General features: G+C 71.9%; 19 protein-coding genes and 1 tRNA gene. 12 read left to right on the top strand and 8 right to left on the bottom strand.

Features of this window, described 5'->3' with window-relative positions:
- The first annotated feature begins 116 nt into the window (after positions 1–116).
- Positions 117–1823 (top strand): bifunctional metallophosphatase/5'-nucleotidase, encoded by a 1707-nt coding sequence (locus tag ABZ272_RS26065; RefSeq protein ID WP_355052544.1) that lies wholly within the window; start codon positions 117–119, stop codon positions 1821–1823.
- A 387-nt stretch (positions 1824–2210) separates the two neighbouring features.
- On the opposite strand, the gene ABZ272_RS26060 is transcribed toward ABZ272_RS26065, so the two are convergent.
- Positions 2211–3488: an MFS transporter gene (locus ABZ272_RS26060; RefSeq protein ID WP_355052543.1), complete on the bottom strand. Its 1278-nt coding sequence runs from the start codon at positions 3486–3488 to the stop codon at positions 2211–2213.
- A 127-nt stretch (positions 3489–3615) separates the two neighbouring features.
- Between ABZ272_RS26060 and ABZ272_RS26055 the strand changes: the two genes are divergently transcribed.
- Entirely contained in the window at positions 3616–4089 is a 474-nt protein-coding gene (locus tag ABZ272_RS26055; protein WP_355052542.1) for a hypothetical protein, read from the top strand.
- A 93-nt stretch (positions 4090–4182) separates the two neighbouring features.
- Complete coding sequence (locus ABZ272_RS26050; RefSeq protein WP_355052541.1) at positions 4183–5034, top strand: hypothetical protein; 852 nt, start codon at positions 4183–4185, stop codon at positions 5032–5034.
- Positions 5035–5096: 62 nt separating this feature from the next.
- Here the strand turns inward: ABZ272_RS26050 and ABZ272_RS26045 are convergent.
- Together ABZ272_RS26045 and ABZ272_RS26040 are read right to left on the bottom strand one after the other, a co-directional pair.
- Positions 5097–5173: transfer RNA gene (locus tag ABZ272_RS26045), tRNA-Pro, on the bottom strand.
- A 171-nt stretch (positions 5174–5344) separates the two neighbouring features.
- Positions 5345–6238 carry a metallophosphoesterase gene (locus ABZ272_RS26040; RefSeq protein WP_355052540.1) on the bottom strand — a complete coding sequence of 298 codons (894 nt, stop codon included), beginning with the start codon at positions 6236–6238 and terminating at the stop codon, positions 5345–5347.
- A 25-nt stretch (positions 6239–6263) separates the two neighbouring features.
- Between ABZ272_RS26040 and ABZ272_RS26035 the strand changes: the two genes are divergently transcribed.
- Entirely contained in the window at positions 6264–6719 is a 456-nt protein-coding gene (locus ABZ272_RS26035; RefSeq protein WP_355052539.1) for a GatB/YqeY domain-containing protein, read from the top strand.
- A gap of 87 nt (positions 6720–6806) precedes the next feature.
- Here ABZ272_RS26035 and ABZ272_RS26030 read toward each other — a convergent pair whose 3' ends face one another.
- Positions 6807–9245, bottom strand: coding sequence for a transglycosylase domain-containing protein (locus ABZ272_RS26030; protein ID WP_355052538.1), 2439 nt, complete (start codon positions 9243–9245; stop codon positions 6807–6809).
- 403 nt (positions 9246–9648) lie between these two features.
- Here ABZ272_RS26030 and ABZ272_RS26025 point away from each other — a divergent pair, with 403 nt between their 5' ends.
- Positions 9649–9969, top strand: a complete 321-nt coding sequence (locus tag ABZ272_RS26025) for a WhiB family transcriptional regulator (protein WP_355052537.1) — start codon at positions 9649–9651, stop codon at positions 9967–9969.
- 6 nt (positions 9970–9975) lie between these two features.
- Here ABZ272_RS26025 and ABZ272_RS26020 read toward each other — a convergent pair whose 3' ends face one another.
- The 3 genes from ABZ272_RS26020 to ABZ272_RS26010 are packed head-to-tail and all read right to left on the bottom strand — an operon-like array spanning position 9976 to position 12830.
- Complete coding sequence (locus ABZ272_RS26020; protein ID WP_355052536.1) at positions 9976–11124, bottom strand: ArsA-related P-loop ATPase; 1149 nt, start codon at positions 11122–11124, stop codon at positions 9976–9978.
- Between the two features lie 57 nt (positions 11125–11181).
- The gene (locus tag ABZ272_RS26015) at positions 11182–12159 is read right to left on the bottom strand and encodes an ArsA-related P-loop ATPase (RefSeq protein ID WP_355052535.1); all 978 of its coding nucleotides are present in this window, start codon (positions 12157–12159) and stop codon (positions 11182–11184) included.
- A 26-nt stretch (positions 12160–12185) separates the two neighbouring features.
- Positions 12186–12830 carry a hypothetical protein gene (locus ABZ272_RS26010; RefSeq protein WP_355052596.1) on the bottom strand — a complete coding sequence of 215 codons (645 nt, stop codon included), beginning with the start codon at positions 12828–12830 and terminating at the stop codon, positions 12186–12188.
- Positions 12831–13541: 711 nt separating this feature from the next.
- Between ABZ272_RS26010 and ABZ272_RS26005 the strand changes: the two genes are divergently transcribed.
- From ABZ272_RS26005 to ABZ272_RS25975, 7 genes are all read left to right on the top strand, one after another.
- Positions 13542–14027, top strand: a complete 486-nt coding sequence (locus tag ABZ272_RS26005) for a hypothetical protein (protein ID WP_355052534.1) — start codon at positions 13542–13544, stop codon at positions 14025–14027.
- Positions 14028–14071: 44 nt separating this feature from the next.
- On the top strand, positions 14072–14227 hold the full coding sequence (locus ABZ272_RS26000) for a DUF4177 domain-containing protein (protein WP_007466198.1): 156 nt from the start codon (positions 14072–14074) through the stop codon (positions 14225–14227).
- A 55-nt stretch (positions 14228–14282) separates the two neighbouring features.
- Positions 14283–14744 carry a RidA family protein gene (locus ABZ272_RS25995; protein ID WP_355052533.1) on the top strand — a complete coding sequence of 154 codons (462 nt, stop codon included), beginning with the start codon at positions 14283–14285 and terminating at the stop codon, positions 14742–14744.
- A 113-nt stretch (positions 14745–14857) separates the two neighbouring features.
- Positions 14858–15694, top strand: a complete 837-nt coding sequence (locus tag ABZ272_RS25990) for an MBL fold metallo-hydrolase (RefSeq protein ID WP_355052532.1) — start codon at positions 14858–14860, stop codon at positions 15692–15694.
- Positions 15691–19326 (top strand): adenylate/guanylate cyclase domain-containing protein, encoded by a 3636-nt coding sequence (locus ABZ272_RS25985; RefSeq protein WP_355052531.1) that lies wholly within the window; start codon positions 15691–15693, stop codon positions 19324–19326. Before ABZ272_RS25990 ends, ABZ272_RS25985 begins: the two co-directional genes overlap by 4 nt.
- Positions 19327–19471: 145 nt before the next feature.
- On the top strand, positions 19472–19927 hold the full coding sequence (locus ABZ272_RS25980) for a hypothetical protein (RefSeq protein WP_355052530.1): 456 nt from the start codon (positions 19472–19474) through the stop codon (positions 19925–19927).
- Between the two features lie 30 nt (positions 19928–19957).
- A complete protein-coding gene (locus ABZ272_RS25975; protein WP_355052529.1) occupies positions 19958–21466 on the top strand; it encodes a serine/threonine-protein kinase in 1509 nt (502 codons plus the stop codon).
- Here ABZ272_RS25975 and ABZ272_RS25970 read toward each other — a convergent pair.
- Positions 21453–21794: a hypothetical protein gene (locus ABZ272_RS25970; RefSeq protein ID WP_355052528.1), complete on the bottom strand. Its 342-nt coding sequence runs from the start codon at positions 21792–21794 to the stop codon at positions 21453–21455. The two genes, ABZ272_RS25975 and ABZ272_RS25970, sit on opposite strands and share 14 nt — an antisense overlap.

The following is a 21794-nucleotide window of genomic DNA, read 5'->3' as shown; positions in this document are numbered from 1 at the left end:
CTGTCCGGGCGGGAGGCGTTTCGCAACCGTGGCCGACCCTCACCGACGGTGTCGGTCGGCGGCCCGGTCGACCCACAGGCCGGGCACCGTACGCGTCGATTCTCACGAGGAGTTCCATGTCCGTACCCGGGATGCGTCGGGCCGCTGTCGGCCTGACCGCGCTCGCGGTGGCAGCGCTCGGCGCGGTCGCCACCACCGGAGAGCAGGCCGACGCGCGACCGAAGCCGGTCGACGTCACCCTGCTGGCCCTCAACGACTTCCACGGCAACCTCGAACCGCCGAGCGGCTCCAGCGGCACCATCGCCGGCCAGACCGCGGGCGGCGTCGAATACCTCGCGACCCACCTGGCCGAGCTGCGCGCCGCCGCGAAGAAGACGAACACCATCACCGTCGCCGCCGGCGACCTGATCGGCGCGTCGCCGCTGCTCTCCGCCGCGTTCCACGACGAGCCGACCATCGAGGCGCTGAGCATGGCCGGTCTGGACTACGCCAGCGTCGGCAACCACGAGTTCGACGAGGGCGCCGCCGAGCTGCTGCGCATCCAGAACGGTGGCTGCCACCCGGTGGACGGCTGCGCCGACGGCACCCCGTACCGGGGTGCCGGCTTCAAGTACCTCTCCGCCAACGCCTTCAAGACCGCCACCGGCAAGCCGCTCATGGCGCCGTACGCGATCCACAAGGTGCAGGGCGTCAAGGTCGGCTTCATCGGGATGACCCTGGAGGGCACCCCGCAGATCGTCAGCCAGCAGGGCGTCGCCGGTCTCACCTTCGCCGACGAGGCGGAGACCGCCAACCGGTACGCCCGCGAGCTGCGCCGTAAGGGCGTACAGACCATCGTCGTGCTCCTGCACGAGGGCGGCGCCCAGGCGGCGACCGGTGGCATCAACGACTGCGTCGGCATGACCGGGCCCATCGTGGACATCGCCAACCGGATGGACCCGTCGATCGACGTGGTGGTCAGCGGTCACACCCACCAGGCGTACAACTGCAACATCAACGGCAAGCTGGTCACCAGCGCCAGCTCCTTCGGCCGCCTCGTCACCGACATCGACCTCAAGATCGACCGGCGCAGCGGCGACGTGATCTCCGCCGCCGCGAACAACGTGGTCGTCACCCGGGACGTCGCCAAGGACCCGAAGCAGACCGCCCTGATCGACCGCTACAAGACCGTGCTCGGCCCGGTCGCCGACCGCCAGGTCGGCGAGACCACCGAAGCCATCACCAAGACCCAGGAAACCCTCTTCGGTACGACCCTGGGCGAATCCCCGCTGGGCAACCTGGTCGCCGACGCGCAGCTCGCCGCCACCGACGACGAACAGAACGCGGTCGCCGCCTTCATGAACCCCGGAGGTGTCCGGGCCGACCTCGACGCCGGGCCGGTCACCTACGAGGAGGCGTTCACGGTGCAGCCGTTCGCCAACAACCTGGTGACCCTCGACCTGACCGGGGCGCAGCTCTACTGCGTACTGGAGCAGCAGTTCGTCACCGGCCGGACGCTGTACCCGTCGTCGACCGTCGGCTACGTCGTCGACCCGGCCGGCGCCACCGGCACCGCGGCCAACCCGTGCGCCGGCACCCGCGTGGTCCGGGGCAGCCTCACCATCGGCGGCGCCGCCGTCGACCCGGCCGCCACCTACCGGGTGACGGTGAACAACTTCCTGGCCGGCGGCGGCGACGGCTTCAGCGCCCTCACCGGCGGCACCAACCAGGTCACCGGCCAGATCGACCTGGACGCTCTGGTGGCGTACCTGACCGCGCAGTCGCCGGTCTCCGCCCCGGCGCTCGACCGTATCCGCACCACCGCCGAGGTCCCCGCCGCCTGACGGCCGACCCCGCGACGTCGGGCCCCGGAGCGGACGCTCCGGGGCCCGACCCGTCCCCGGCGGCCCCGCGCTGCCTGTGCGGCCGTACGCGGTCTGTGCCGCAAGATCACGCTCGATCATGGATGTAGTGGCCTGCGAGTGCCGGGATGCCACTACATCCAGGATCGAGCACGATCAAGCGCGGAGTGCGGCCAAGATCCGCGCAGTATCGGGGATGTTGCCGTCTCCGACGCGGCGGAGGCAGCAGCATCGGTGAAGTTGCGGAGTGGCCGAAGGGGTGCTCACCGGGCGCGGGGACGCCGGGTTGCTCGCCGGGTCGGGGGTGCTTGCGGATGCGAGCGGCGCAGCCCGCCGGGCGGGGAGGCCCGGGGCGCCCACGGGTGCGGGTCAGGCGGAGGCGGGTGCCGGGGTGGGCGGAACGATCGTCACGCGGCCGTCCTGCTCGACGGTGAGCAGCCGGCGTAGCGAGAGCGCGATGAGTGAAGCGGCCAGGCAGCCGCCGACGACGACCGCCACCCAGACCATGCCGTTCGCCGCGCCGATGAGCGGGCCGGCGGTCACCGGACCGATCACCCCGCTGATGCCGAAGATCATCGAACTCATGGCGTTGTACCTGCCGCGCAGTTCGTCGGTTGCCAGGGCGTTGGTGAGCGCCGGCATCACCGGCGACAGCAGCGTCTCGCCGAAACCGAAGATCGCCGAACAGGCCACCACGCACAGGGCGGCCACCAGGGCGTTGCCGGTGCTGACGACGCCGGCGACACCGAGGACCAGCCAGGCGGCGGCGAACACCGCCCCGACCACGGCGAGCGCGCCGGTGCGGCTGCGGCCCTCGATCCGGCGGATCACCAGGAGTTGGGCGAGCACGATCGTCACCGTGTTGCCCGCGAGCGCCCAGGCGACGACGCGGGGATTCACCTCGGCGACCCGGATGGCGTACGCGGCGAATCCGACCTCGACCTGGGCGTACCCGCAGGTGGTGAGGACCAGGCCGAAGATCACGAGCCGGCGGAACGGGCGGTCCCGCAGCACCGTCAGGTAGCCCCCGCTCGACGGCCCGGCGTCGGTCGAGCGGTGACCGAGTCGGTGGCCGACGCCCGGCAGGGTCAGCAGGATCAGGGCCGGCATCAGATAGCTGATCGCGTCCAGCAGATAGATCGTCTGGAAGGTGTCGGGTCGCGCCGTGTCGACGATCGCCCCGGAGGTCATCCCGCCGATGCCGATGCCGAGGTTGAGCAGCGCGAAGTTCAGCCCGAAGACGCGTTGCCGTTCGCCGTCGTCGGTGAGCGACGCGAGGATCGTGTTCCCGCCGGACCAGATCGCCGAGCTGCCGATGGCGATCACCGTCATCACGAGCAGGGCCGAGCCGGTCGAGTGGACCAGCGCCAGCGAACCGGTGCCGATCGCCTCGATCACCAGGCACGGCACCACCACCCGGCGCGCCCCGATCCGGTCGATCAGCGTCCCGCCCAGCGGTGACAGCGCCAGGGTGACGACGCCGTACCAGCCGATCACCAGTCCGGCGCGGGTGTCGGTGAGCCCTCGCACGTCGGTCAGGTAGATGAACAGGAACGGCAGGGTCAGGCCACGCCCGATCGCCGACAGCAGGGTGCCGAGGAGCATACGGCGGGCTTCTGGACGGCGAGGCAGGGCGCGGCGCAACATGTCCGGCATTCTGTTCGGTGGGTGTGACGCACGCGAACCGTTTTGGACCAACATCGCGCTGCCCCGGCGCGGCGTGACCAATGCCACGACGTCCGCCGGTGTCGGCCCGGTCTGCGATGCTGGCCCGATGACCGGCACCTGGCGACACCTGCCCGCGTCCGCCCGCGCCATCGCGGTGACCGCCACGGCAGCCGTCGCCGCCGCCCAGGCCCGCGACGGCCAGGCGTACGACGAGACGGTGGACGACCTGGCGGCCGACGAGCGGTCCGGGCTGGTGCTCGGCACGGTGGTCCGGCTCCTGCTGGAGGAGAGCCACCCGGACGGCTTGGACGGCGACGACATCCGCCAGGTTCTGGCACGCTGCGTGCAGGACGCGGCGCGCTGGCGTTCGGATGTGGACCCGCACGTGGTGCTCGTACTGTTGGCTGGCGCGTTGGGGGTGTACGACCCCGAGGGCGACGACTCGCCTCCCGGCGCGTCCGCCCTGGCGCGGCATGCTCCGCTGCTCGTGGCCGATCTGTTGGCGGTGACGGGTGCGCCGCTGGCCGACTACCTGGCCGCCGCGTTCAGCGAGATCGAGCGCACCGAGCGACACGACTGACGGTGTCCGTCTCCCGACTCGGGGCGCTGTCGGTCACGGTGCTGGCCGTACGCTCCGGCCGTCTGACGACCACAGTTTCCGTCAGGGGTGGGCGTGCGACCTCGACAGAACCGAATCCCGATCTCGTGGCGGGCGGCCAGCCCAACGGTCCGGTTGCTCGCGCTCGTGTCCTGGGCTGTCGGCGTGGTGGTGCTGGCAGCGGGATGGCTCGGGGATCGGGAGGGCTTCTGGTCCGACCGGCCGTTCCTGACGAACGTCGCCTCGTCGTTGGCGACCGCCGCACTCGGGTTGCCAATCGCGCTGGTCGTGATCCAACAGTTGGTCGCCGGTGAGGAGTCGTACCGGCAGGAGTGGTTGGCCAGCGAGGAGCTGATCGAGGCCGTACGGGAGGCCCGTGAGTACGCCGAGGCGCTCACCGCCACCGCACCGGCGGCGGGCCCTGCCGTGCAGGGCATGCACGACGTCAATCTCCAACACGTGATCCTCGGGGCTCAGATGCTGCCGTTCGTGCCCGATCACGCGACGGCGCTGGCCGGGCAGTTGCAACTGCTCGCCGCCACGTGGCCGCTCTACTCGGTGGTCCTCGGGCACCTGCCGGCAACCGTGTCCGGCCTGCGGGACGCCTGGGCGACGGCCGGGACCGCCCTGACCGCTCTGCCGGCCGCGCGGAGGCCAGGGCTGGCCGACCAGATGTTGACCGAGACACACGAACTGGTCGATCGGACGGCCGCCGCCTTCGACCAACTCACATTGGGTGACCTCGACATGGCCTTCCTGCACGGCCTTGTCCGGGAACTGACGCGGGACCGGCCGATTCAGAAGTCCCGGGTGCTGCGGGACGTGCAAAAGCTCGCCCAACTCGGTCCGCCATTGGCGTCCGCGCAGTCGGCGGCAGCGGAACTGGCCGAACGACTGCGGGGTATCGAGGCGTTGATACGTCGATAGGTCGCGGCCTGACGACATACGCAGAGGGCACATCCGATCGATCGGATGTGCCCTCTTACCTCTGGTCGGGGTGGCCGGATTCGAACCGACGACCTCTTCGTCCCGAACGAAGCGCGCTACCAAGCTGCGCCACACCCCGAGGCGTGCCGACAAATAGTAGCCCACCCGCTCCGATGGTCAAACTCGGTACCCCCGCCGCCTGAGCCCGACCGGGATGATCGACTCGCCGTCCGTGAAAGCGCGGTGTCCGGTCCGGCTGGATGGGCCGGTTTGCGGTAAGTCGAGTGGATCAACGTCGAGGTCGATCAAGCTAGCGGGGGATGAGGGTCAGGATGCTCGCCTCCGGTGGGCAGGCGAAGCGGACCGGGGCCGTCGGGTGGGTGCCGAGGCCGGCGGAGACGTGCAGCCACGAGTCCGAGCCGGGCCATCGGTGCAGCCCGCGCGCCATCGAGCGGGGCAGGCCGCAGTTGGTGACCAACGCTCCGTACCCCGGGACGCAGACCTGCCCGCCGTGGGTGTGCCCGGCCAGCAGGAGGCCGAAGCCGTCGGCGGCCATCTGGTCGAGCACTCGCGGCTCGGGGGAGTGCGTCACGGCAATGGACAGGTCGGCGGAGGACGCCACCCGACCCGACACGGCCGGGTAGTCGTCCCGGTCGATGTGCGGGTCGTCGACGCCGACGAGGTCCAGCTCGCGACCGCCGGCCTTGAGGCTCGTCCGGGCGTTGTTCAGGTCTGCCCAACCGGCGCCGGTGAAGACCTGGCGTAGCTCCTCGTAGGGCAGCTCGACGCCCTCGGTGTACTCCCGGTCGGGCAGGAAGTAGCTGAAGGGGTTCTTCAACACCGGGCCGGTGTAGTCGTTCGAGCCGAACACGAACGCCCCCGGATAGTCCAGCAGCGGTTGCAGCGCCCGCAGCACGCCCGGCACCGCCCCGGGGTGCGCCATGTTGTCGCCCGTCACCACCACCAGGTCGGGATCCAGGGCGGCCAGCGACGCCACCCAGCGCTGTTTGCGGGCCTGGTTGGGCATCATGTGCAGATCCGACAGGTGCAGCACGCGCAGCGGCTCCGCGTCGGCCGGGAGCATCGGCACGTCGTACCGCCGCAGGGTGAACAGGTTGCGCTCGACGAGCGACGCGTACGCGAGGGTGGTCGCTCCAACCGCTGCGGTTCCGGCGGCGAGGCGGAATAGTGTGCGCTTTCGCATGGCGTTCAGGGTAGTTTGACCGTCCATGAGCACGCTGAAGGACCGCCTCACCGCCGACATGCGTTCCGCGCTCAAGGCGCGCGACGAGCTGACGACCTCCACGCTGCGGATGGCCCTGGCCGCCGTCGGCACCGCCGAGGTGGCCGGCAAGGCCAAGCGCGAGCTCACCGACGACGAGGTGCTCGCGGTGTTGACCAAGGAGGCCAAGAAGCGCCGGGAGGCGGCCACCGCCTTCGCCGACGCGGGCCGCACCGAGCAGGCCGCCAAGGAGACCGCCGAGGGCGAGGTGCTCGACCGCTACCTGCCCAAGCAGCTCTCGGATGCCGAGCTGACCGACCTGGTCGCGGGGGCGCTCGCCGCAGGCGGCTTCACCGGAAAGGCCCAGATGGGCCCGGCCATGAAGGCGGCCCAGGCCGCGGTGGCCGGCCAGGCCGAGGGGGGTCGGGTGGCCGCCGAGGTACGGCGACAGCTCGGCCTCTGATCCGCCACGCGGCTCCGGTTCGACCCAACGCAACGGGCGGGCACCCCCGAGAGAGGGTGCCCGCCCGTTCGCAGGTGTCGCCGGGCCTCAGCCGCCCGGACGGTTACCGGGTCGGCCGGGCGGGTTGCCGGGCTGCCCCGGCTTGTTGCTGTCCGGCGGAGTGCCGCCGGCGCCGGTGCTGATCTGGATGGTGACCACGCCGCCCTTGATGGTGCGGCCGTCCGGGCTGGTGCCGGCGGCGGTGCCCGCCGGGCAGGACGACGCCACCTTCGTTTCGGAGACGACCGGCTCGAAGCCCGCGCCCTTGATCCGGGACTTCGCGGTGTCGACCGGCTGGCACTTCACGTCGGGGATGCTGCGCTGGTCACCCTCGGAGATCTTCTGACCCGGGGGTTCGAAGTTGACGCGCGGTTTGTTCTTCATGGCGTCCCGCAGCGTCTCGTACACCGGCGGGTTGATGCCGTCCTTCTCGGCGTGCTTCATCTTGACGTTCGTCTGCGGCCAGTCCGGGTCGGCCATGATGCCGGCCACCGCGAACTGCTTGGTCATCGCGACCAGCGCGGCGGTCTTCTCGGAATCGGTGGTGCCGGACTTGCCGGCCACCGGCGCGTCGACGATGCCCTTCACCACGGCGGCCGTACGGCTGCTGCCGCACTTGCTGGTCTTGGAGTTGTCGCCGACCGGGCAGCGGGCGGCGTCGACGGCGGCGCGGGCCACCTCGGTGCTGAACCGCTTCTCGCAGCGCGGGTTGGCGATGTCCAGCTTCTTGCCCTCCGGGTCGCGGATCTCCTGCACCGGGATCGGCTCGCAGTACTTGCCGTCCGCCGCGAGGGTCGCGTACGCGTTGGCCAGGTCGAGAGGCGTGGTGGCGGAGACGCCCAGGGTGAAGGCGCCCCACTGGTGGGCGGCGTCCTTGGTGGCGGCGAACTTGGCGTCGTTGCTGGCCCGGAACTGGATGCCGGCCCGCTTGGCGACGTCGACCACGTTCTCCGCGCCGACCTGCTGCTCCAGCGGCACGAAGTACGTGTTGACCGACTGGGCGAACGCGGTCCACATGTTCTGCACGCCACCGGCCTTCTTGCCGGAGTTGGTCGGGCAGTAGAAGTGGGTGCCGGGGCAGGCCGCCGGGCTGCTGCTGTCGATGATGTACTCCGACTTGAACTGCTGCGGCGCGTTCATCGAGTAGCTGAGCGGGATGCCCTTCTCCAGGGCCGCCACGATCGTGAAGATCTTGAAGGTCGAGCCGGCCTGGTAGCCGGCGATGCCGTCGCCGCCGGTGAGCAGCGGGTTGACCGTCGCCGGGTAGTTGCCCTTGATGCCCCGCTTGCTCTTCGCCGGATCGCTCGAGATCTTGTTCTTCGGGTTCTTCGGATCGTCCAGCTTGAACTGCCGGTTGACCGCCAGCGCCCGCACCCGGCCGGTGCCCGGCTCGACCACGGCGACCATGGCGGCTTCCTTGCTGTTCACGCTCTTGGCCTTGCGGACCGCCTTGTCCGCGCCCTTCTGCGCCTGCACGTCGATCGACGTCACAACGGTGTAGCCGCCGCTCTTGAGCCGGCGCTCACGGTCGTACGGCGTCGAGCCGAACGTCGGCTGCTGCATCCACCAGCGGTAGAAGTAGTCGCAGAAGAAGCCCCACTCGTTGACGTTGGTGGCGACGCAGCCGTTCGGGGTGCGCTTGTCCTGGACCTTGAGCTTGACCGCCTTGGCGGCGTCGGCCTCCTGCTGGGTGATGGCCTTGGTATCGACCATGTTCTGGATGACGTAGTTACGACGGTCCAGCGCCAGCGGGTAACCGCTCTTGGTGGTCGGGTCGTTCGTCGTCGGGGCCTTGACCATGCCGGCCAGCAGCGCCGCTTCCTCGATCTTCAGCTTGCTCGGCGGCTTGCCGAAGTAGACCTGGCTGGCCGCGTAGATGCCGTACGCGCCATTGCCGAACGAGGCGAGGTTGAGGTAGCGGGTCAGGATCTCGTCCTTGGAGAACTCCTTGTCGACCTGCAGGGCGAGGCGCATCTCGCGGAGCTTGCGGGCGCTGGTGTCCTCGGTCGCCGCGACCACGTCGGCCGGGTGGGTGGCCGAGTAGGCGATCGCCAGCCGGACGTACTGCATGGTCAGCGTCGAGGCGCCCTGGCGGCCGGCGCTCTCGTTCTGGTTGTTGACGAACGCGCGGGCGACACCGTTGATGTCGACGCCGTTGTGCTTGTAGAAGTCGTGGTCCTCGGCCGCGATGATGGCCTTGATCATGTACGGCGAGATGTCGCCGTGCTTCACGTCGCGGCGGTTCTCGTCGTACATCGTCGCAAGCGGTGTCTTGCCGTCCGATGCCAACAGGTAGCTGATCTGTGGCGCGCGCGCCACCGTCAGCTCCGTTGGCAGGTTGCCGAATGTCTCGGCGCCGGCCTTCGCGGCCAGTCCGGACATCGCCACCGCGGGGAAGGCCGCCGCAGCGACCACCACGCCGGCCAACAGGCCACATATGAGCAGCGATGCGGCGTTGGTCAGCACATTGTGGTCACGTTTCCGCATCCAGGTCACCTCGGCATGGTACGCGAGTAGGGAACGAGGGGCGCCTGGGCGTCTTTCCCCATTTCCTGCGCGCGCTGCCCTCGTTGTGCTAAACGCATGACCCCCGGTACGAGGTTGCGTGTGATCGGCGTGAGTCTCCTCCGTTCGGTGGAGGCGGCGCAGCGTTTTCGTGGACCTCGGCGGGGTAACCGGCGGTCGAGAGCCCGGGAAGCCGGGAGTGTCCGGAATGATGGATTTCGCCGACAACGTTGCGTAATCGGTCGACTACAGAGCATGATGATGGCGGCGACAGCGCCACATGTCGTCCGCGCCGCCTTGGGGAAGGCGAGCCGGGCGACCGGGGGGAAATTGCCGGCTGCCGTGCAACGAGGTCGGTAGGTACTGCAAGGGGGGACGAGTACACATGGGCATGATCACTGACTGGCCGTCGCTGGCGGCGTGTCAGAACGGGGACCCGGACGCGTTGTTCGTACAGGGCGCCGAACAGAACGTGGCCAAGCGGATCTGCCGGAGCTGCCCAGTTCGGTACGAGTGCCTGGCCGACGCGCTGGACAACCGGATCGAGTTCGGTGTGTGGGGCGGTATGACCGAACGGGAACGCCGAGCGTTGCTGCGTCGTCACCCGCAGGTGACGAGCTGGCGCAAGATGTTCGAGGCAGCGATGAAGAAGAACAGCAAGGACCAGGCCGGCAAGGACAAGATCCTGGTCACCGCGGCAACCTGACGCCGCTCACGACCGGCTGATCGCCGCGCCGATCGTCCGTAGCCCGTCGACGTCGTGCACGTCGGCGGGCTGCGCCGTCACCGACACCGCCGGCACCGCCGGGAACGCCTCGGTGAACCGCGCGGCGACCTGCTGCTCGCGTACCGCCTGACGCGCCAGCGCCGCGTGCGCCCGCAGCACGTCGGCGGTGCCCTCGTGGCCGCCCAACTCGGCCAGCCGCTCCGCGGCGGCGCGACTCCGCTCGGCGTCCAGCTTCGGAACCACCGGGCGGTGCACCCGGTTGAGCACCAGGCCGGCGAGCGGCATCTTCTCCTCGCGCAGGCGGCCCGCGAAGTAGGCGGCCTCCCGGACCGCGTCCGGCTCCGGCGTCGCGACCAGCAGGAAGGCCGTCTCCCCCGCCTGGAGGATCCGGTACGTCTGCTCGGCGCGCTGCCGGAAGCCCCCGAACATCGAGTCGAGGGCGGCCACGAAGCCGGACAGGTCGGTGAGCAGCTGCGCGCCGAGAACCTTCTGCACCACCTTCGAGAACATCCCGAACGACGCCGTGACCAGGCTGAACATGCTCCGCCCGCCACTGCGCGCCGGCGCCAGCAGCAGGCGCAGCATCCGACCGTCGAGGAAGCGGGAGAGTCGGGCCGGCGCGTCCAGGAAGTCCAGCGCCGAGCGGGACGGCGGGGTGTCCACCACGATCAGGTCCCACTCGCCGCGCGCGTGCAACTGGCCCAGCTTCTCCATCGCCATGTACTCCTGGGTGCCGGCGAATGTCGAGCTCATGGCCTGGTAGAACGGGTTCGCGAAGATCTCCGCGGCCTTCGTCGGGTCGGTGTGCTGGAGCACCACGTCGTCGAAGGTGCGCTTCATGTCCAGCATCATGGCGTGCAGCTCACCGCCGCTGGCCTCGACGTCGATGCCCTTGACCTGCCGGGGCGTGTTGTCCAGCTCGGTCAGGCCCAGCGACTGGGCGAGCCGGCGGGCCGGGTCGATGGTGAGCACCACCGTGCGGCGGCCGTGCTGCTCGGCGGCCCGCAGCGCCAGCGCGGCGGCCGTGGTCGTCTTTCCCACCCCGCCGGCACCGCAGCACACGACGATCCGCACGCCCGGGTCGGCGAGGATCTGGTCGACGTCCAGCTGCGGCGCCGCGTCTTCGGAAGGCACCAATCGAGCGTATCGGGCCGCGTCGGTCCATGCGCCCGTGCTGAGCTCAGGTGTGAGTCAATCGGCGTGGACGAGGGCCTGGGCCAGGGTCGCGAGGCCCGTGCGGTCCACCCCGTCCGGCAGCAACGGCAGCTCGACCATCGGCAGCCCCAGCTCCACCAGGTCGGCGCGGAGGGAATCCTCCAGTTCGCGCCGGATGAGCTGGTCCCGTGCCTCGTCGTGCAACCCGGCCACGATGTCCTGATCGGCCGGCAGGCCAGCGGCGACCAGACCCCGCCGCAGGTCCGCCGCGGTGACCGCCGGGCCGGCCGGCAACGCGGGCCGGGCGCCGTTGACGATCACCTTCCCGATGCCGAAGCCGAGGGAGGTCAGGTCGGCGATGGCGTCGACCGTCTCCTGCACCGGCATCTCCTCCAGGAGCGTGACCACGTGCACGGCCGTCATCGGGGAACGCAGCAGCGCGGAGACCCCGTCGCTCTGGGTCTTGATCGGGCCGACCTTGGCGAGCCGGGCCGTCTCGGCCGTCACGTTGAGGAAACGACCGATCCGACCGGTGGGCGGCGCGTCCAGCACCACCGCGTCGTACGCGCGCCGCTGCCCCGAGGTGCGGGTCGTGGCCTCCTTCACCTTGCCGGTGAGCAGCACGTCCCGTAGGCCCGGAGCGATGGTGGTGGCGAAGTCGATGGCCCCCAGCTTGCGCAGCGCCCGCCCCGCCGCGCCCAGCTTGTAGAACATGTCGAGGTATTCGAGCAGGGCCTCCTCGGCGTCCACCGCGAGCGCGCGCACCTCGCCGCCGTCCGGCGCGTCGGCGAGGTGTCGCTCCTCGTACGGCAGCGGGTCGAGGCCGAAGAGTTGGGCGATGCCCTGTCGGCCCTCCACCTCCACCAGCAGGGTGCGCCGACCACCGGCGGCCAGCGCCAGGGCCAGCGCCGCCGCCACGCTGGTCTTGCCGGTGCCGCCCTTGCCGGTCACGACGTGGAGCCGGGCCGACCATCCGCTACCGGCCGGGTCGGACGGCCGCTCAGGTGCACGCACCCGTCGAGCCTATCCAGGGCGACGGGTCACGCGACCTCGCAGACCCACCAACCCGTCTTCTGCACCACGGTGAAGCGCAGGTCCTGGTCGGCCACCTTCTCGTCGGCCGTCGTCATGGTGATCCGGGTGGAGACGGTGGCCCGGTCGCCGGTCTGGTTGTCGACCTTCGGGGTGGTCCACTTGAACCGGGGGTTCTGGTACGTGGCGGCGTACTTCTCCACCTCGGCCACCTTGGCGGCGATCTTCTTGTCGTCGCGCGAGGCGGCACAGACGTGGTCGGCGGCCTTGCCGGCGTCCCGATCCTTGTAGACGGCGGTGAGGAACTCGTCGACGGCGACCGCCGGCTCCTTCGCGCCCTCACCGGACTCGGCGTTACGCAGGGTCAGGAACGTCACGACGCCACCGCCCACGCAGAGCACCATGATCACGGCCAGCGCGATGGCCGCGATCAGCAGACCGCGCTTCTTCTTCGGCTCGGCGCCGCCGGCGTACGGCGGGTAGCCGGGCGGGGGCGGCGGAATCGCGCCCGGGGAGACGGGCAGCGCCGATGGGTCGGCCGGGCCCCCGGTCGGCGGGACGCCACCGGGCGGGGCGGGGGTGGCCGGCGCTCCCGGCTGCGCGGGAAACGCCCCGGCCCCGAGCTGACCAGAAGAGGCGGGCTGACCAGAGATGGGCTGGCCGGGGACGGGCTGGCCGGAGATGGGCTGGCCGGAGATGGGCTGACCAGAGGCGGGCTGGCCGGGGAGGGCGAGTTGCCCACCGGGGGTGGATTGACCGGACCCGGCGCTCTGATCGGGGAGCGCCGGCTGGCTGGCCCCAGCGGGCTGGGCGGGCTGCGCCGACGGGCCGGGCTGGGCCGGGATGACGGGCTGGTCCGGCGTCGCCGGCGCGCCGGGCTCACCGGTGGAGGTCGTCGGGTCGGACTGCCCGGGGCTGGCCGCTGCCTGGGGCTGGCCGGTGGGGTCCGGGTGGGACGGCGGAAGAGCGCGCGGGCCGGCCTGGTCGCCGCTGGGCGGTTGGGTCATCTCGTTCCCCCGGGGGTGCGGCGCCCGGCCGCCACCCCGGGCGCCGAGCGAGATCGAGCGGGCGGCCGGGCGCTGCGCGACCGTCCGACCGAGAGGGTAGCGGCCGGCCGCCGGTTCGGTGTCGCCCCTACCGCGCCGTACGTCACTTCTCGACCCGGAGAAGCCGATGGTGACATCCGACGCAGTCGGGATTCCTGCCTCCGGTCTGTCACATATGTGACTCTGGGTGACTGATCGTGCGCGTCCTGTTGGCGGGACCGCCCCCGTGGACCTACCTTCGTCCCGGTGCGGGGGACCGGAACGGTTGGTTGAACCCGACCGGAAGCGTGATCCGAGAGGTACGACCGGAGGCAGTTCATGCGCGACGCGGACAACATCCCTCGCACCCAGTTCCCGACGAACGACCGGCAACGGCGGCTCGGGTCCACGGGTGAGGTGGCCGGCGGGCTGGTTGGCAACCTGCCCATCAACGAGCGGTCGTACCGCCGGGTTTCGGAGCCGCCGGAGATCGCCCGAGCGTCGAACCGGCCGGTCGAGCGGTTGCGGGACGACGACGAGCCGGGCTTCGTCATCCATCTGCCGATCCGGGTGCCCGATCTGGCGGCGGCGACCACGCTGGCCGGGCGGGTCGCGGTGTCGCTGGGCTTCCTGCCGGAACTGGACGCGGGCGAGACGACCGTGTCCAACGCGGACGACCAGAACAACCGGCACCGGGTCTTCTGCGACCTGTTGCTGCCCGACCGCTCGCGTTGCCCGCAGGGATACGGGCACGAGGGGCCCTGTGGAGAGCTGCCGGCCACGCCGGAGCAACGTCCCGCGCCCCGCCCGGCCAGCGGACCGTAGGCTGTGCCTCGACGAAGTCCGCACCACGAGGGAGCCCTCCAGCGATGCAGAAGTGGGAATACTCCACGGTCCCTCTGCTGGTCCACGCGACCAAGCAGATCCTCGACAACTGGGGTGAGGACGGGTGGGAACTGGTCGCCGTGGTCCCCGGCCCGAACCCGGACCAGCTCGTGGCGTACCTGAAGCGGCCCAAGGCGTGAGCGCCGGTACTCCGGCGTGGCGACGCTGCGCGATCGCGAACGACGAGGTGACGCGATGAGCAACGGTCCCCACGCGAAGCTCGCCGAGCTGGGTCTCGAACTGCCCGACGTGGTGCCGCCGGTGGCCAGCTACGTGCCGGCCGTGCAGTCCGGGCAGCACGTGTACGTCTCGGGCCAGTTGCCCATCGCCGAGGGCAAGCTCCTGGCGACCGGCAAGGTCGGTGCGGGGATCTCCGCCGAGCAGGCCAAGGATCTCGCCCAGCGGTGCGCGCTCAACGCGCTGGCGGCGGTCGACTCGCTGGTCGGCCTGGAGAACGTGGTCAAGGTGGTCAAGGTGACCGGCTTCGTGGCCTCGGCCCCCGGGTTCATCGGCCAGCCCGCCGTGATCAACGGTGCCTCCGACCTGTTCGGCACCGTCTTCGGCGAGGCCGGCCGTCACGCGCGAAGCGCGGTGGGCGTGGCCGAACTCCCCCTGGACGCCCCGGTGGAGATCGAACTGATCGTCGAGGTCGCCTGACCCCACCGCGATCTTGCACTTCCTGTCCCGACGAATGCCGTGAACAGGCATGAAGTAACAGCAGGAAGTGCAAGATCGCGGGGAGTGTCGGGCGGGGTCGTACGATCGCAGCCATGAGCGGGCACGTGACGGGGGCCGTGGCGGCATTGGCCGACAAACTGCCGGCGTGGGTTTCGCTGCTTCGCGCGCCAAACCCGGGGCCGATGACCCTCGACGGGACCAACACCTGGGTGCTGCGCGCGGCTCCGGATGAGCCGGCAGTGGTGATCGATCCGGGGCCGGCCGACGAGGGGCACCTGACCCGGATCGCCGAGCACGGCCCGATCGGGCTGGTCCTGATCACCCACGGCCACCCCGACCACACCGAGGGCTCCGTCCGGCTGAGCAAGCTGCTCGGCGGCGTGCACGTCCTGGCCGCCGACCCGGCGCACACGATCGGCGGCGAGCCGCTGACCGAGCCGGGCGAGCACCTCGGCGGCTTCGGGCTGGAGATCCGCCTGCTGAACACCCCCGGGCACACCGCCGACTCGGTCTGCTTCCTCGTCGAGCACGACGACGAGCGGGTGGTGCTCACCGGTGACACCATCCTCGGGCGGGGCACGACCGTGGTCGCCCACCCGGACGGGAACCTCGGCGACTACCTGGGCAGCCTGGAGCTGCTGTCCGCGTACACCGGGATCGCGGCGCTGCCGGGCCACGGCCCGGCGCTGGCCGACTGCGCCGCCGCCGCCGAGTTCTACCTCGCCCACCGGCGGGCCCGGCTCGACCAGGTCCGGTCGGCGGTCGACGCCGGCGCTCGGACGCCCGCCGACGTGGTCGCGGCGGTCTACGCGGACGTGGACCGCTCGCTCTGGTGGGCGGCGGAATGGTCGGTCCGTGCCCAGCTGGAGTATCTGGGCGTCGACAGCGGGGAATCCGCGCCGGGGGTCAGTGGGTTGGAGCACACGTGACCTGCCCGGTGTGCGGAACCGTAGCCGTCCCCGGCGCACGGTTCTGCCACAACTGCGGCGCCGCGCTACCGGCGGCCGCCACGTTGCCGGCGGCCGAGCGCCGGGTCGTCACCGTTCTCTTCGGTGACCTCTCCGAATTCACCTCCTGGTCGGAGGACCTCGACCCGGAACGCGTCGGCGCGGTCACCGACCGCGTGCTCGCCGCCCTGGCCGGTGCCGTCAAGACCTTCGGCGGGCACGTCGACAAGCTGACCGGCGACGGGATCATGGCGGTCTTCGGGGCCCCGGTGGCGCACGAGGACGACGCCGAGCGGGCCGTCCGGGCCGCCCTGTCGATGCAGCGGGCGGTGCGCCGGGTGCTCGACGACGAGCGGGGCGGCGGCGCGCCGCTCGGTCTGCGCGTCGGCCTGAACACGGGCGACGTCATCGCGGGCATCCAGGCCGCCATCGAGTACACGGTCATCGGCGACACGGTGAACACCGCCGCCCGGCTGGCCGACGCCGCCGCCGTCGGCGCGGTCTACGCCGGCGGGCGCACCGCCGCCGCCACCCGGCACGTCGCCTCCTGGCGGGCGCTGCGCCCGCTGCGGCTCAAGGGCAAGCGGGAACCGGTCGAGGCGTACGAGCTGCTGGGCCTGTTGGACGCGCCGGGCACCCGCTCGGGTCTCGGCGACGAGGCACCATACGTGGGCCGGGAGACCGAGATCGGGCGGGTCGCCGGCCGACTCGCCGAGGTGATCGACCAGGGTGATCCGCGGGTGCTGCTGATGACCGCCGAGGCGGGCATCGGCAAGTCCCGGTTCGCCGCCGAGGTGGAGCGCCTCGCGGCCGGGTACGACGTGGGCGCCGGCCGGTACGCGGCGCACACCGGCGCTCGGGTGCTGTCGGTGCGCTGTGCCGCCTTCGGCGAGCGGCGTCGGCTCGCGCCCCTGGCCGACCTGGTCCGGGCCGCCGTCGGTCTCCCCAGCGACGCGGCCACCGCGCTGACCCGGCCGGCCGTGGAGGAGCGGCTACGCCGACTCGGCCAGCGTCTCGCCCGCTCGGGTGAGACGGCTCCGATCGCCAACGACCAACTGCTCGCCCTGCTCGGCTACGCCGAACTGCCCGCGCACGCCGGCACCGACAACGGCGAGTGGGGCGCCGCGGGTGCGGCGGCCGCCGACGCCGAGGCGGTGCCGAACGCCGTGGCCGACCTGCTCAGTGGGCTCGCCTCGGAAGCGCCGCTGGTGATCGTGGTGGACGACCTGCACGACGCGACCGCCGAGACCATCAGCGCCCTCGGGTCGACCCTCTCCCGACTCACCGGCCCGGTGCTCGTCCTGCTGCTCGGCCGCCCCGAGCTGGTCCGTACCGCCGGTGCGTTGACCCGGGTCGCGGACGCCGAGGTGCACTCCCTGCCGCCGCTGCGGGGCGCCGACGCGGCCCGCCTGCTCACCAGTTATCTCGGCGGCGGGAAGTTGCCGCCGGCCGACGCCGACCGGCTGCTCGCCACCGCCCAGGGCAACCCGTTCTACCTGGCCGAGTTGGTCACCCTGCTGATCGAGCGCGGCGCGCTGACCACCGCCGCCAACACGCGGGACCAGGACTCGTCCGGCTGGCGGTTGGTACCCGGCTCGCTGGGCAGCCGGCTGCTCTCCCGCGACCTCGCGGCCGTCCTCGCCGCCCGGATCGACGCGCTGCCCCCGGACGCCCGTTCCGTGCTGCGCGACGCCGCAGTCGTCGGCGACACCGTGCCGACCGGTGCGTTGGAAGCTCTCCGCGAGCAGCGGGCCGGCCGGGACGGCAGACCGTCGGCGGTGGTCGCCGTCGAGTTCGACCGGGCCGTCGAGGAGCTGCTGCAACGCCGCATGCTGCACCGCACCCGCTCCGGGTACGCGTTCGCCACCCCGCTCATGCGGGAGGCGGCGTACGCCGGGGTGAGCAAGGCGGAGTTGGCCGAGCGGCACGCCGCGTTGGCCCGCTGGGCCGCGCCGGCCGAGGGTGTCACCGCGGGCGGCTTCTCGGAGGAGGCCCGCGACGACTTCGTCGCCGCACACGTGCAGCGGGCGGCCACGCTCGCCGACGCGGTGAAACTGCGACCGGACGCGCCGGCCCGCGCCGTGGTCCCGCTCGGGATCGCCGCACTCGGCCGGGCCGCCCGCCGCTCGCTTTCCGCCGGGGAGCCCGCCCTCGCCGTCGAGTACGCCGAACGCGCCAGCGAACTGGCCCGCGACGGGGTGCCGGCGACCGACCGGGTGGCGCACGCCCGCGCGCTGTTGCAGATCGGTCGGGTGGTGGACGCGCTCGCCTTCGCCGAGAAGATCGCCGCGAACGCGGGGGACGACGCCACCCGGGCCAGTGCTCTACTGCTCGCCGGGCAGGCCCAGCAGACCCTCGGTGAGCAGGGCCGGGCGGAGGCCGCCTGGCAGGAGGCGTTGCAGGTGGCCACCGCCGAAGGGCTGCCCACGCTGCGCGCGTCCGCCATGCGCCGGCTCGGCATGGGCGACTTCGTGGCCGGTCGGCTGAGCCAGGCGAGCAGTCGGCTGGCCGCCGCGTACCAGGTCAGCCTCGCCGCGCAGGATCGACGAGGGCAGGCCTGGTCGCTACAGAACCTGGCGTGGGTGACCACCACCCGGGGTGACTTCGCCGGCACCGACGCCGTGCTCGGTCGGGCCGCACGGCTCTTCGCCGAGCTGAAGGACCCGTACGGTCGGGCGTGGCTGCGGGGCACCACCGCCTTCGCCCGGCTGCTCGCCGGTCGGCTGCGGGAGGCGTGCCGCCTGGCGCAGGTCTTCCTGCCCTTCGGCGAGCGGGTGGGCGAGGCGTGGGCGGTGGGTACGCTGCGCGCGGTCGCCGCGTTCGCCACCGCGGAGCTGGGCGACCTGGCCGAGGCGGACCGGGAGGCCCGCCGCGCGTACCGCGAGTTCGCCGCCGCCTCCGACGACTGGGGGCGCGGGTTCGCGCTGGTGGTCCGGGCCGTCGTGGCGCGCGGGCTGGGCGAGCCGGAACACGCGGCCGACCTGCTCAGCGACGCCCTGGTGTACGCCGAACAGACCTCCCACCCGCTGCTCACCGGAATGGCCGGCACGCTGCGCGGCTCGGTGGCGCTGGACATGGGCGACCACGAGACCGCCGAGCAGGCCGCCCGGGCGGTGTTGACGGCCGTCGAGCCGCACAACCCGCAGGCGCCGGCGCAGGTCGCGCCCCGGGTGCTGCTGGCCACCGCCCGACTGGCGGCCGGCGATCCGGCGACCGCGGTCGGGCTGCTCGCCCCCGTGGCGACGGCCGCCGCCACCACGCCCTCCCTGCTCCTGTCCCGCCGCCAGACCATGGCCCGGTACGCGTCGGCGCTGCTCGCCCACGGTCAGCGGGAGCAGGCGCTGGACTGGGCCCGACGGGCGGTCGCCGCACCCGCCGAGGACGTACGCAGTCAGGTGATCGCGGCGAGCGTGCTCGCCGAGGCGTTGGCGGCCTGCGGTCACCCGGCCGAGGCCCGGTCCTGCGCCGACGAGGCGGTCCGCCTGGCGTACGCGACGGAACAGCGCAGCGAACGGCGGGCGGCCAAAGCCCTCCAGGAACGCCTGACCCCCACGAACCCCCCGCCTGGTGATCATGAAGTTGTTGCCAGCGACACCGGTGTGTCGACGCGATAACTTCATGATCGTCGCCCGAAGGCGGGTGGGGTTCGGTTGGTTTTGGCGGTTCTGGGGATGTGGTTGTACCGGGGAGCGGCTAGCGTGTCACCACCGCGCGGTGCTCCACAGTGGTGACCGTCGCCGTGCCTGGGGGAGGCCCACCATGAAGCTGCCGCGTTCCGTCGCCGGCTGGACCATCGCGGTCTTCGGCGTCCTGGCGCTCGTGATGGGCGCCGTCGGACTGCTCTGGCCGGAGGCGCAGCTGCGCATGCTCGGCTTCGAGGTGCCGGCGACCCGTTCCGCCGGCGACTACACCGGCACCTTCCTGCTGGCGTCCTCGATGGCCTCGTTCAACATGGGCGTCTACTACCTGCTCGCGACGGTCACCGAGTGGCGGTCGTTCTACCGGTTCACGGTGGTGTTCCGGTTGGTCACCTTCACGGTGTTCACCATCGCCGTGCTGGCCGACATCGCTCCCGACAGGTTCTTCGGCGTGGCCGCGTGGGAAGGGCTCGGTGCGGTCGCCACCGCGGTCGGCCTGCGGGTGGACGCTCGCCGGGGCGCGCCGCTCGCCTCTGCCGCTCCAGCGCCGGCCGCTTCGGCGGACGCGGCGCGCTGAGCCACCGGCAGGGTTGGGTATTTTCGAGCGGTGACCGACACCCCGACCGGCGGCCTGCCGGTGCCGATCGTGCCCGGTCTGACTGATTTGCGGGTCTTTGCCCGAGGTGGTTACGCCACCGTCTACCAGGCCACCCAGATCTCCGTCGACCGCGAGGTCGCCGTCAAGGTCGAGAATCGCACGCTGGACAGCGAACGCGACCAGGCCCGTTTCTTGCGCGAGGCGCGGGCGGCCGGACGGATGTCGTCGCACCCGCACGTCGTGGACCTCTTCGACGTCGGCGTCACCGTCGACCAGCACCCGTACCTGATCATGGAACTCTGCGACGGGTCGTACGCCGAGCGGATGCGCAACTCGCCGCTCGGCCCGGTGGAGGCCCGCGACCTCGGCATCAAGATCGCCGACGCGTTGGCCCACTCGCACGGCGCCGGGGTGCTGCACCGGGACGTCAAGCCCGCGAACATCCTCTACTCGCACTTCAACTCGGCGGTGCTTGCCGACTTCGGGCTGGCCGTGCTGGCCGAGGCCCGGGACGCCTCGGTCACCCTGGAGGTGCTCACCCCGGCGTACGCGCCACCGGAGATGTTCAGCCACAGCCCGCCATCGCCGGCCGTCGACGTGTACGCGCTCTGCGCCACCCTCTACGCGGTGATGCACGGCCGACCGCCGCGTTGGCAGTCCGAGCGCAACCCAAGTCTGGTGACCGTGCTGGAGATGTTCAACCAGCCGATCCCCGCCCTGCCCGGCGTGCCGGACGAGCTGATCGACGTGCTGCGGCTCGGCATGGCCAACGATCCGGGCGAGCGGCCGTCCGCCCTCGAACTGCACGACCTGCTCGCCACCCTGCCGTTCGGCGGGCCGGCCGCCCCGGTGAGTGGCGCCCCCATCAGCGGCGGCGCCTCGATCGGCGGTGGCTCGCCGAGGTCCGGCCTGTACGGCACGGGCCAGCCCGGTCCCCGTCCACCGGTCGAGGAGACCCGCCCCGGCGTAACCGGCGGCCGGCGCTGGCGGCGACGCTGGTTCCTCGGCGGCGCCGGTGTGCTGGCGCTCGCCGCCTCGGCCACCACCGGCGCCTGGGTCGCCAGCAGTGACGGGTCGCCCAGCCCGTCTCCCTCGGTGACCCGGGTCGCGGCCCCGGCGACCGGACCACTGCCCGGTTGTGCCGGCGTGCCGACCGCACTGCCCAGTGGCGCCCGCTGTCTGCCCGAACTGGAGTGCTTCGGCCCGGTGCGCATCCGTGGCGAACACGCGGAGGCGGCGCGGGTCCCCTGCGACGGCCGGCACACCTGGGAGGCGTACGCCGAGGGCATCCTGCCGGTGCCGCTGGTGGGCGCGGACCACGACGCGGTGGTCGCCGCCGAGCAGGTACGACAGGTGTGCAGCGCCACGACGTTCCGACTGACCACCGAGATCACCGAGCCGGCCGGCTGGCACCTGGAGGTGTTACCGCCCGTCGACGGCAACATCGACCGGGTCTACCGCTGCCTGGCCGGCCGGGGCGTCGACGCGCTCACCGCCCCCACTCTCACCGGTCGCTGAACCCGCCGCGCGCCCGTCCCCGTTCCCGCACCACCCGCAACGCGTCCCGGCTGTCCAGGGCGTCGAGGGTGTCCGCGTCGATGCCGTACGGCATCAGATCCGGTGGGGTGGCGGGGTGTGGCTGTTCCACCGGCTCCGGTTCGTCGCGCTGGCGGGCGGCCGACACGGCGACCGTGGCAACCGTCGCCAGCAGCACGCACAACAGCGCGAGAACGACCCCGACGAGATCCTGCCGGCGCAGGACGACCAGCAGGATCAGCAGCGCGAGGGCACCCGGCGCCGTGACCGCCGCCACCATCCGCGCATCGATCCTGGAGAGTCGATTCAC

The organism is Micromonospora sp. NPDC005979 (genome assembly GCF_040614415.1).
Lineage (GTDB): Bacteria > Actinomycetota > Actinomycetes > Mycobacteriales > Micromonosporaceae > Micromonospora.
This window is presented reverse-complemented; position numbering and strand designations above follow the sequence as displayed.